This window comes from Sulfurovum sp. MH2-6 (assembly GCF_058374785.1).
Window position 1 is genome coordinate 157306 of record NZ_CM178170.1, and the last position, 12212, is coordinate 169517.

A 12212-nucleotide genomic window follows, 5' to 3' on the forward strand; every position below is an offset into this window, starting at 1 on the left:
ACTTTGTTACTATCCTAAGTTACCATTCGCCAAATTCTACCTCTTGGAGTAAATTATGGCAATGCCCAAAAGCATAGTATCGGCAGCGTTATGCGCTAGTTTTTTCTGTTCTCCTCAGCTTACAGCAGAAGATGAGATGGTCAAGTCTATCATGGAACTGAGATCGGATGTGGAGACTCTCTATAGCCGGATAGACAATAACAAGGATGCATATAAGTCTCAAATGAAATCTTATGCCCTTCAGATCTCTGATAACGAGGCACAGATCAACAGACAGGAAACCGCACTCAAGCTGACCAAACAAAATATCGAAAAGACAGAAGAGAAACTTGAGGCTACGGGAAGCACAACGGTTGATCTTAAACCTATCGTTTATGATGCACTGGCAGCATTGGAAAAAGAGATCAAGGCAGGTATCCCCTTCAAAGTGGATGAGCGTATCACTGCACTGCACCAGATTAAAAGTGATCTCGACAATAAAAACATCTCACAGGAAAAAGCCTTGGCACTTACCTGGGCAAGCTATGATGATGCACTGCGTTTGACCAAAGAGATCGGACAGTTCAAGCAGGAGATCACCCTGGACGGTAAAGCAACGATGGCAAAGATCGCGAAAGTGGGTTCAGTGATGATGTTCTTTGCGACACCTGACGAGAGGGTAGGGTATGTCAAGCAAAGCGGTAAGCAGTATGACTATGTTGTGACAACTGATAGTGTTGAGCGTGACCAGATCATCGATCTTTTTGATGCCCTGCAGAAGCAGATCCGTACAGGATACTTCACGCTTCCAAATGCGCTGCTGACAAGAGGAGTGAACTAATGAAAAGAATGATCATGAAACAATTTTTAACGATTTTCACACTTATTGCATTTACTGCAGTAACACAGGCAGGTGAGCTTGAGAGAGCCTACCAAAAAGAGTATGCATTTCTTAAAGCACAAAAAGCAGAACTGGAAAAGAGACTTGAATCGGATCAATTGCAACAGGAAAAAGATCTTCAACTCTCCAAGGAGAAGGTCGAAGCACTTCAGTCAACACTTTTGGAGATCTCCAAAGAGGCAAAAGTAAGCAGTGAAAAACTTGAAAAACTCACGAAAGCACTTGCAGATAAAGAGGATAACGGCGGCCTTGTAGGCAATGTTGTCAATCAGGCGCGTTTGACACTCGAACCTTATGGTGTAAAGCTTGCCGATGATAACAAAACCACTGACGTGCAGAAGATAGGGCAGGCACTCTCTGTCTCTACAACACTTTACCGTGAACTCTCTTCTTTGAGAAATGAAAAAGGTGCGTTTTATCTTCCGGACGGGAAAAAAGTCAAAGGGGATATCGTCAGAGTAGGTAATATCGCAGCCTACGGTATCGCACAAGAAGCAGCGGGGGCATTGGCACCGGCAGGCAATGGATCATACAAACTGTGGAACGCGGTTGGTTCATCGGACGATGCTAAAGCACTGTATGCGAAAAACCCGGGTAATGCAATTGATATCTTTGTCTATGAGAACCTTGACAAAGAGGTTGACTACGTCAAAGAGAAGAGCTTTACTGATACCCTGGAGGATGGCGGGGTGATCGGATATATCATCTTTTCCCTTGGTGTTTTCGGTCTGGTTCTTTTGGGACTGAGAGTCATCAACCTGATGAGAGCAAGTACCAATGTCAATGATATCACTCAGGTGGTGATAGAAAAAGTAGAGAGCGGTAAAAAGCATGAAGCACTTGATGCCATCAAGGGATATGAGGGATCCACTGCCAGAGTGATCAAATCTGCACTGAGAAATATCGATAAAGACAGGGAACATGTCGAAGATGTCATTATGGAAAATATCCTTAATGAAAGTACACAGATTGACAGATTCGGCAGTTTTGTACTGGTGATCGCAGCGGTTGCACCGTTGATGGGGCTACTGGGTACGGTAACAGGGATGATCGAAACCTTCGATGTGATCACAGAGTTTGGTACAGGTGATCCGAAACTTCTCTCAGGCGGTATCTCAGCGGCACTTGTTACGACAATGCAGGGGCTTATCGTAGCGATCCCGCTTCTGTTGATCGGAAACCTGCTCTCCGGCTGGGCACAGAGTATCAAGGATTCTATGGAGCAGAATGCATTGCACATCGTAAACCTTTATGAGAAACATAGAGGTTAAGATGTTTTCGCCATTTGAGTTTGTCGGCAGATTTGTCGAGCTTATGAATGCCGGAGGGGTAGTGATGTGGGTACTTTTCCTGCTCAACTTCTTTCTCTGGTATGGCTTGGGATATCGCTATTTTATCCTTAAAAGAGGGACCAAAGGAAATATTCGCCGTTTGATCAACAAGCATGAAAAAAGAGGTGAAAAGCAGGTGATGAGAGGGTTGCTTGACTATGCCGTTTCTGATGCACTTCAAGCCGCAGAGGAAGCCAAAGCGATCGGTGCGAATGTAAGAAAGCATATCAACGGCGTACTGCTTCCCTACTACAGTGATGTCAACAGCTACAGGATTATGATCAAGACGATTGTGGTTCTCGCTCCGCTGGTCGGTCTTTTGGGGACAGTTGTAGGGATGATCGAGACGTTTGATGCGCTTCAGAACAGTTCGATGTTCTCTCAGGGGGCAAGTATCTCCGGGGGTATCTCCAAAGCGCTTTTTACCACTGAGCTTGGGCTGGTAGTAGCCGTACCGGGATTGATCCTTGGGCGTGTACTGGACAGACAGGCAGACCGTTATGAACTTGAATTCGAACAGATCACAGATATTATATCCACGAAGGATGCGCAATGAGAATTAGACCTAAAAAACAAGAAGTAGACAGTGTAGATGTATCCCCGTTGATCGATATGGTTTTTATCCTGTTGATCTTTTTCATGGTGACGACTACATTTGTCAAAGATATGAAACTGGACCTGAACCGTCCTTCGGCGGCAAGTGCAAGCAAGGCAGACTCCAAGGTAGTACGTGTCTATATTGACAACACCTCCCAGGTCTATATTGACAACCAGCCGGTACAGTTATGGGCGATCCAGAGCAAGCTGAGAGATCTTTTGAGAACGGCGACGGAGAAGTCTGTACTGGTGATCTCGGATGATACGATCCCGGTAGAGACATTGATCGATGTCGTGGATGAGTGTCGTATGTCAGGTGCAAAAGACGTAGCTGTCTCTACCTCCAAAGAGATGGGATAATCTAGAATGGCAAGAGAGAAATTTAATAAAGAGCGTGCCAAATCATCTGCATTGTGGGCGATGGGGATCGGTTCACTGCTGATGGTGGTGCTTGTTGTCTCTTTTAATGCAAAAGTCGAAAAGAGAGAGAAAAAAGTCAAAGACCCGATGCGTTATGTCAAGACAGCGAAACAGCCGCCTAAAGTAGAAAAGCCGAAACCGAAACCGAAGCCAAAACCAAAAGCACAACCCAAAGCACCGCTTCCTGATCTCGGTGCGATGTTGGGCGGTTTGGCAATGAATATCCCTGAATTTGCTACAGGGGATATCGTCGGTGACGGGCGAAATCTTTTGGGAGATGTCGCAGCGGATGCCGCGATGAGCGAGGGTACCGTTGATAGTAAGCCTAGAGTGATCTCCCGCGCTCCGTTGGAGTATCCGCCTGCAGCAGCGAAAAAACGTATCAAAGGGTATGTGATCGTGAACCTGCTGATCGGAAAAGACGGAAGTGTGGAACTGGCAAAAGTGATCGCGTCAAGTCCGGCAGGAGTGTTTGATCAGGCCGCACTGAGAGGTGTAAGAAGCTGGCGTTTTGCACCTGCAAAGTATAAAGGAAATCCTGTAAAAGTATGGGCGAAGCAGAAAGTTCGCTTCGATTTAAATTAAGGTAAAAAGATGTTGAAAAAATTAGTGACACTAACCGTCGTTTTTTTCTCTGTAGTGATGCTTCAGGCAAAAGAGACTGAAGAGCAGACGATCAACCATATGGAGATCGCTACTATCATGTACTATGACGGTAAATATGATAAGGCGCTTGAAGCGCTCCAGAGCGCCAAAGATTCCCATAGGGAGATCGCCTGGGATAAGTATCACAATATGAGAGGATTGATCTTCCTGAAAAATGAGAAGTACCAAGCATCAATCAGTGCATTTAAAGAAGCGATCCTGGCAACCCGAAAGAAGGTCTATACCCCACCGGTAGAAGAGATGCCACAAAGAGAGTATCTCTTTAAGCTGTTTTCCAATACGGAAAAGCCGGAACAGCCTGTAGCGCAAACACCGGTTTTTGATCCGGAGAAGTTGAGAAAAGATCAAATAGAGGAGATATACCTCTATCTCTCCCAAGCCTATTATAAGGCTGAGCAGTATCTCGATGCAGTACATGCCCTGGATGCTGCTGGAGTCAAGGGACGTGCAAGTGCATCGCTCTTTACTTTGCGGGCAGAGTGTTACTGGAAAGCCGGTCAGAAAGGTTCATCCATCGATGCGCTCAGTCGCGGAAGCAAACTTTTTCCTAAAGATGCAACACTCTTGAAACAGAAGTTCTATTATTTTGCGGAACTGAAGCTTTACCAGGCATCTATCGAGGCTGCCAAGGCATACATGAAAAAGGTACCGGCAAATGCACAAGAGTATATCTCTTTGGCGCAGATGCTTCAAAGCGGGGGTGAATCTGAACAGGCTATCAAGGTTCTGGAAGAAGCGAAGTTGGAGTTCCCCTCTTCGGCAAAAGTACATATCCTGCTTGGACATTACTATAACCAAAAAGAGATGCCCCATATCACGGCAGACCTTTTTGAAGAGGGTTCTTTCTATGATGCCAAATATCTCAAAGAAGCGGCAGAGATGTATAGAAGAAACGGCGCACTTGCCCATGCACTTTACCTGAACTCGATGATGAAAGACAAAGAGGAGAAGACCAAACAGAAAGTAGCGATCTATATCGGTAAAGGTGAGTTTGAGAAGATCATCGGACTCAAAGACGCATTGGATAGATACGGCCTTTTGCAAAATGACACCATGCGTTATGCATTGGCATACTCGTACTATATGGTCAAAGAGTATGAAGAAGCAGAAGCGCAGCTTAAGAAGATCGAAGATGATGAGCTTTTCTCTAAAGCAACGGTCATCCGTAAAAATATTGAAAAATGTAGAAACAACAGCCTGGAGTGTCTATAGATGAAGAAGTTATTGCATATATTACTGTTAGTGATTGTACCGTTAGCAGCTATCGCCAGTGAAGGAGAGAAGGGTACACTTTCAGTATTGCTTTTTAGTGACGGGAAGCCGTTGGTTAAAAATGAAGTCAAAATAGACGGTAAACGCGCTTACAAAACGGACAGAGACGGTGCGTTAAAAGTATCACTGCCTGCAGGAAGACACCGGCTTGAGATATTCGGGAAAAGTGCAAGCGGACAAAACCTGGGGTATTTTAAAAAACCGATTCAAATCAAGAAGGGTAGAAATACCGAAGTGATTGCAACACTCTCAAAAAAGGGTGCAGACAGTATCGATATCGATACTCCTGTAGCCGTGGCTGCATCAGAAAAAAGAGAAGAGAAGGCTGCTACCGGAGAAGGGAAACTTACGGGTAGGATACTCTCTTCAGAAGGGAATACACCCATAGCAGGGGCGAGAATCTTTGTACGCGGTACCTCTGTAGATGTCCGAAGTGATGAGAAGGGGCGTTTCTCCGCTGTGGTACCTTCAGGGAAAACGCTCAGTATCTCAGTGGTCCACTCAGCGTATAGTGCCCAGACCATCGGCGGGATCGTAGTGAAAAAGGACGGGGTGCTTTCCAGAACGGTGAAGTTGACACCGGCGAGTATGGAGCTTGAAGAGTTTGTCGTACTGGCACCTAAAATCGAAGGAAGTCTTGCCGATGTGATGCAGGAGGAGAAAAAAAGCAGTGCCGTAACCAATATACTCGGTTCTGAAGAGATGTCCAAAAAGGGTGACAGTGATGCAGCAAGTGCCCTGAAAAGAGTTACCGGTGTTACGCTTGTAGACGGGAAAAGTATCTACGTACGCGGCTTGGGTGACAGATACTCGAATATCGAGATGAACTCAATGCCTCTTCCTTCACCGGATCCTACCAAAAGGGTTGTCCCTTTGGATATCTTTCCATCAGGTGTTATCAGTTCGATGAAGGTTCAAAAGAGCGGTACTGCAGATATCCCTGCAAGTTTCGGTGGTGGATATGTGGATATCAGAACCAAAGACCATGCCAGTGATGACTATATTAAAATCTCTATGGGGCTGAAAGCAAACAGTTATACCGGGGATAAGGTAATCGGTTACCAGGGAAGTGACAGTGACTGGAGAGGATTTGATGACGGGTATAGAGAGATCAGCCAAGAGCTACTGGATCTAACGGATGTCGTTATCGGAGAAAGCCCTACCTCATTCACAACCAGATACTTTCTAAAAGAAGATCTTTCAAGATTTATCCAAGCGTATGTAGGGGATAGAAAATATAACCTTACCAATGACGCTTTACCTATAGGCGGAAGCATCGGGATGGAAGTGTCTCAGAATTATGATATTGATGATGAGAATAAGATCACGGTTTTCGGTAACTATGGTTACTCTCAGGAGCATCAGTATCGAGAAGAGCAGCTCTATAAGTATGACATCGATCAGACCGTACCGGAAAACCCGGAAGCAGCGCCGGAGGATCGTATCTATAGCACACTGAATGATATACCTACCAATAATGGAGTCGCTCTCAGATCAACTTCTGAATACTCTCAATCAGGCATCTTCAATCTCGGTTACACGTTTGCCGATGTATTCAATATCAAATATACCAAACTGTATACCCACACCGGACTGAAAGGGACAAAACTAAGCGTGGGAGAGTTTGGATCAAACCCGGGTGAGATCTTCAGCTACTATGACCTGGAGTGGGAAGAGAGAACGCTGCAGGCAGACCAGATCAACGGTGATTTTGATTATGAACTCTTTGATAAAAAGAATGCATTTAGTTTTGGGTTGGAAAAAGCGAAAGCAGAATTAAATCAACCCAATAACTTCAGATATATCTATGTAGATGATGACGGTTTGGACAGCGGTGAAGATGCCTATCTTCTAAAGACATCCAACCAGTTTGCAAAAAGGCTGGTTTCAGAGGATAAAGTAGATGCGTTTTATCTGAAAAACAAACTTTTTATCGATCTCTTCAGTGAAGAAGACTACATCGATATCGGTTACTCAGGCAGTAACAAAAAAAGAAAATCAAAGATGAACTCACTGGGTATCAAGATCAATGGGGATGAGACAGAGTTTACCGATGATATTGATACGATCTATGATGAGGATGTCCGCCCTGATATCTGGTTTGATGACAGACGCTTTACGCTCGAAAACTATACACAGGCAAAGAACTACTTTGATGCCAACGTGGATGAGTCAAGTTTGTATCTCAGTACATTTTTGAAGCCAACCACAGATATAGACGTGTTGGTCGGTGTACGCCGGGTGAATGTAGAACAGACTACCACTTTATACTATTTATACAGCAGAAGAGAACACCCCGGTGAAGAGTATGATTCGAGTAAAAGCAATACCTATCAAAAGTATGACCACACACTTGAATTGGATAATCAACTCTTCCCGAGTGCTTCTGTAAAATACAAGTTCAATGAAGAGAACACCGTAGATGCTGCATATTCGAAAACCTATATCCTGCCGGATCTCAGAGAGGCATCGAGCGGGATCTACTCACACCCTTATGAGATCGCGGATATCAAGGGTAATCCGGATTTGAAACATACGATCATCAACAGTTATGATCTGAAATACAGCCATTACTTTTCTGATACTGAGAGCATCAAACTTGGTCTGTTCTATAAAACACTGGATGATCCTATCGAAGATACACAGGAGAGTTCATCGTCACGCGCGATATACTCTTTCCAAAACGCGAAGCATGCTACGATCAAAGGTATCGAGATCGATGGAAGAAAAGGACTGGGCTTTTTACATACACGCTTGGATGATGTGTATCTCTCCGGTAACTTTACTTATGCTGACTCGGAAGTGACTCTGAGTGATGAGCAGAAAGAGGAGTTGAGCACAGATGGCAGACAACTGCAAGGTCTTTCCAAAACAGTGCTTAACTTAGCACTCTCTTATGAACTGAGTCAAAGAAGTCTTACTTTGGCATATAACAAAATGGGGGAGAGGATCAGAAAAGTCGGTCTCAAAGATACTGCTGAGGGTATCTTGGCATATCCTGACTATATGGAAGACCCTGCTGCACTACTAGACTTCATATGGATAGAAAACTTCACTAACGGTCTAACGCTTAAACTGAAGCTTGGGAATCTATTGGATGAGGAGACGGTATGGTATCAGCAGGATGAAGCGCATGCGACTAAAAAATTCAAAAAAGGGAGAGAGTTGAAGCTCTCAGTATCGTACAAATATTAGGGCTTGAACGATGCATTTTGGTGTGCTGAAGTCTTTCACTATACATTGGTAACAGTTTTGTAATACTTTTTTTTTATACTTCCGTCAATTAAACATAAGGAAGTTTCAGATGAAAAAGATCGTGCTATCAATAGCAGCATTAGCGACAGTAGCAATGGCTGAGGCGGACATTAGTCACCCGGTTGAACGAATAGAAGAAGCGAAAGAGATTACTCCGGTAACTGAAAAAAGCATCTTCGATAGAATCCATTTTAAAGGTGATTTAAGAGTAAGATATGAGAGCAAAGAGACTGACTATTATGATGGCAGTGAAAGTAACAAGTATCTTGGTCGATATCGTTTAAGACTAGGCTCACATATTGATATTACTGATAATCTTCAATTTGAAGTTGGTATGAGAAGTGGTTTTGGTAACCCCACTTCAGGTAACCAAACCTTTGTCGAGTCGAATAAGGATACGGAAGGACTGGCAGACTACTTTTTCCAGTCGCTTAGATTCAATATTTTAGCTATTGATTATACATCCGGTAACTCTATCTGGAAAATAGGTAGATCACCCTATATGATGTATAGACCTATCAAATCACAGCTTGTCTGGGATAACGATCTTTCAATGAACGGGTTGAACTATCAGTACCAGGACGATACAAAGATCATCACTGCAGGTATCAACCAACCGAGTTATGCGGAAGATGTGACTGCTGCGGACGATGTGAACCTCTTTTTGGCCCAATATGTGCAAAAAACAAAGTTAGAGAACGCAACACTTAATGTGGGTGCCGGTATCTATTATTATGATGGCTTAAAGGGCAATACGCCTCTTTACGGTAAAGATATGGGTAACACTGTCGTGGACGGTGTGTATACAAATGATTATCATATCGTAGAAGGATTTGCAGAACTCAAGTTCAAAGATGTGCTTGGCAAACCATTCGCAATAGCTGCCGGGGTAGCATACAACACAGCTGCAGATGACAATAACTTTGGATATGATCTGGCATTTCAACTCGGTAAGGCTAAAGAAGTTGGTGACTGGCAGGTAAAATACTCTTATACTGATATACAGGAAGATGCGGTATTCGGTGCACACTCTGACTCAGATAACTTCGGTGGTGGTACTGCAGCCAAAGGTCATGCTATCAGAACAAAATATAAATTTGGTAAAAACACATATCTTGCCGGTACTTACTTCATCAATACACTCTATGGAAGTAAAGTCGGTGATCCTGCGGATGCAGACTATGAGCGTGTACAGCTGGATGCTATCATTGAATTCTAGTATCATATGATGATATACCCCTTCTAAAGGTGGGCATTTTGTCCACCTTTTTTTATTTTATTTCTTACTTATCAGAAATTGACGAAAATGGTAACAAGTTTTAGTATATTTTATTTATACTTTTAGTATTAAGAGTTTAGGAACAATAACAATTATGAACAATACAATCAAAGCACTGATTGGTGCAGGTTTTGCGGTTACTGTGGCATGGTATGCCAACAGTATTATCGGACAGGCATCTCACGGCGGTTTTCTGGTACTGGCTGCACTTTTCGGTGCCTATATGGCGATGAATATCGGTGCCAATGATGTGGCCAACAATGTCGGGCCGGCTGTAGGTGCAGGCGCACTGACGATCGGTGGTGCAGTGATCGTTGCTTCGGTTTTTGAAGCATTGGGGGCACTCGTTGCCGGAGGTGACGTGGTCGGTACGATCAAAAAGGGGATCATCTCGCCGAATGCATTTGGAGATGATCCGATGGTCTTTGTCTATGCGATGAGTGCGGCACTTTTGTCTGCAGCGCTCTGGCTCAACCTCGCTACCTGGATGAAAGCTCCGGTCTCTACCACACACTCAATCGTGGGTGGTGTCATGGGCGCAGGGATCGCAGCGGGCGGTTTTGCGATCGTCTCCTGGGGAACGATGGGGAAGATCGCTGCCTCATGGGTGATCTCCCCGGTACTTGGAGGTGTGATCGCTGCCCTGTTCCTCTATATCATCAAGTCACAGATTATCTATAAAGTAGATAGACTGGGCGCAGCGAAGAAAGTTGTCCCTGCATTGGTAGCGATCATGTCAGCGGCATTTATCACTTATCTGACAATTAAAGGGCTGAAACATGTGTGGGGTACGGTCACAGAGATATTGAGTTTTCTGCCTCAGGAGAAAAAACCGACTTTTTCGGTTGCCCTGATGTTTGGTCTGATCGGCGGGGTCGTTACCTTTTTTATGGTCAAGCCGAGGGTAGCAAAAAAAGTGGTCGGTATGGATAACTCCAGAGAGGCGATCAATGTACTCTTTACCATTCCTCTGATTTTTGCTGCAGCGCTACTCAGTTTTGCCCACGGTGCGAACGACGTTGCCAATGCCGTAGGACCGTTGGCAGCCGTGAATGATGCATTGACAAGTCTGAAGGTCTCTGAAAAAGCATCCATTCCTCTCTGGGTCATGGTGACAGGCGGTATCGGTATCTCTATCGGTTTGGCACTCTTTGGTCCGAGACTGATCCGTACAGTAGGTTCGGAGATCACTGAGCTTGACCAGATGAGAGCTTTCTCCATCATGATGGCAGCGGCGATTACCGTGGTGATCGCATCTCAGCTCGGTCTTCCGGTCTCTTCAACACATATTGCCGTGGGTGCAGTGTTCGGTGTCGGATTCCTAAGGGAGTGGCTTGACAGTAAGAGTATGGGAGAAAAACAGCAGAAACTTCAGAATGAGACGGCTAAGCAGCATGAGATCAAAGCGAGCCTTGATGCATGTACCGATGATGACTATAAGAAAAAAGTGGAACTTATGGAAGCGCATAAAGCACAGAAGAAAAAGGTCAAAGCGATCAAACGCGCATTGAGAGAAAACTATGTGAAGCGCGGACTAGTGAAGAAGATCATCGCAGCGTGGGTCATTACCGTACCTGCCGCAGCGATCGTCTCAGCGATTACCTTTTACGTGATAAAAGGTTTGGCAGCCTAAGCTCTCTTTTTTAAGGCACTTTTCTCAGGAAAGTGCTTTCTCTCCCGATAAACTTTTTAACCCCTCTCCTTTACTCCCTCTTGTAATCAAAATGTAATCACTAGATACTATGATTCGACTATGGAAAGAAAGAATGCAGAAATTGTAATTATAGAGGATGAAGAGGATATTCTGGAACTTTTGGAATATCGTCTCGGTAAAGAGGGGTATGATGTCACGGGGTTTCTCTCTACTGATAATGTAGAACGGTTTATAGAGGAGGAGTCTCCGGCACTTCTGATCGTTGACCGTAATCTTCCGGGGATTGAGGGGAGTGAGTTTGTCGCATATATGCGGGAGATAGGCTATGATACCCCTGTGATCTTTCTGACTGCCAAAGATAAAGACAGTGAGCTTGAAGAGGGGTTTAAGAGGGGAGGGGATGACTATATCACCAAACCCTTTAACACCAATGAGCTTCTGCTTAGGGTTGAAGCACTTTTAAGACGAAGCGGTGTAAAACAGAGTGAAAAACTACGGTATAGAGATCTGATTCTCGATAATCAGGCCAGAGAGCTTTATGTGGATCAGCATAAGGTTGATCTGACCAACCTGGAGTATAAACTGCTTTACACCTTTGTCAAAAATCCGCATCAGACACTGCAAAGAGAGTTTCTTCGTGATGAGGTATGGGGAGATGACAGTGAACATTTTCATGATAAGACGATCAATGTCGCTATCAACCGCCTGAAAAAGAAGATAGATCCCGAAGGCGTGAAAGAGTATTTCATCCCTATCTGGGGCGTAGGGTATAAACTCGGATAGCGTATCGTCTCCTTCTCCGTGTCGTAACAATTTTGTAATCAATTTACTTTATACTTCTGCCACAACGCAAAACAG

At 44.4% G+C, this 12212-nt stretch carries 10 protein-coding genes; all 10 read left to right on the top strand.

Features of this window, described 5'->3' with window-relative positions; genetic code table 11:
* Positions 1 to 55: 55 nt before the first annotated feature.
* The 10 genes from AC4JOV_RS00785 (at position 56) to AC4JOV_RS00830 (ending at position 12137) form a co-directional block, all read left to right on the top strand.
* Positions 56 to 820, top strand: coding sequence for a DUF3450 family protein (locus AC4JOV_RS00785; RefSeq protein ID WP_229937023.1), 765 nt, complete (start codon positions 56 to 58; stop codon positions 818 to 820).
* Positions 820 to 2151 (top strand): MotA/TolQ/ExbB proton channel family protein, encoded by a 1332-nt coding sequence (locus AC4JOV_RS00790; RefSeq protein WP_229937022.1) that lies wholly within the window; start codon positions 820 to 822, stop codon positions 2149 to 2151. The genes AC4JOV_RS00785 and AC4JOV_RS00790 overlap by 1 nt, the downstream gene beginning before the upstream one ends.
* Position 2152: 1 nt before the next feature.
* Positions 2153 to 2767 (top strand): MotA/TolQ/ExbB proton channel family protein, encoded by a 615-nt coding sequence (locus AC4JOV_RS00795; protein ID WP_229937021.1) that lies wholly within the window; start codon positions 2153 to 2155, stop codon positions 2765 to 2767.
* Positions 2764 to 3168, top strand: coding sequence for an ExbD/TolR family protein (locus tag AC4JOV_RS00800; RefSeq protein WP_229937020.1), 405 nt, complete (start codon positions 2764 to 2766; stop codon positions 3166 to 3168). The genes AC4JOV_RS00795 and AC4JOV_RS00800 overlap by 4 nt, the downstream gene beginning before the upstream one ends.
* A 6-nt stretch (positions 3169 to 3174) precedes the next feature.
* Complete coding sequence (locus tag AC4JOV_RS00805; protein ID WP_229937019.1) at positions 3175 to 3813, top strand: energy transducer TonB; 639 nt, start codon at positions 3175 to 3177, stop codon at positions 3811 to 3813.
* 9 nt (positions 3814 to 3822) lie between these two features.
* Complete coding sequence (locus tag AC4JOV_RS00810) at positions 3823 to 5106, top strand: tetratricopeptide repeat protein (protein ID WP_229937018.1); 1284 nt, start codon at positions 3823 to 3825, stop codon at positions 5104 to 5106.
* A complete protein-coding gene (locus AC4JOV_RS00815; RefSeq protein WP_229937017.1) occupies positions 5107 to 8361 on the top strand; it encodes a carboxypeptidase-like regulatory domain-containing protein in 3255 nt (1084 codons plus the stop codon). It abuts the gene before it with no gap.
* Between the two features lie 109 nt (positions 8362 to 8470).
* Positions 8471 to 9640 carry a putative porin gene (locus AC4JOV_RS00820; RefSeq protein ID WP_229937016.1) on the top strand — a complete coding sequence of 390 codons (1170 nt, stop codon included), beginning with the start codon at positions 8471 to 8473 and terminating at the stop codon, positions 9638 to 9640.
* Between the two features lie 154 nt (positions 9641 to 9794).
* The gene (locus AC4JOV_RS00825; protein ID WP_229937015.1) at positions 9795 to 11333 is read left to right on the top strand and encodes an inorganic phosphate transporter; all 1539 of its coding nucleotides are present in this window, start codon (positions 9795 to 9797) and stop codon (positions 11331 to 11333) included.
* A gap of 120 nt (positions 11334 to 11453) precedes the next feature.
* Entirely contained in the window at positions 11454 to 12137 is a 684-nt protein-coding gene (locus AC4JOV_RS00830; RefSeq protein WP_229937014.1) for a response regulator transcription factor, read from the top strand.
* Positions 12138 to 12212 lie beyond the last annotated feature (75 nt).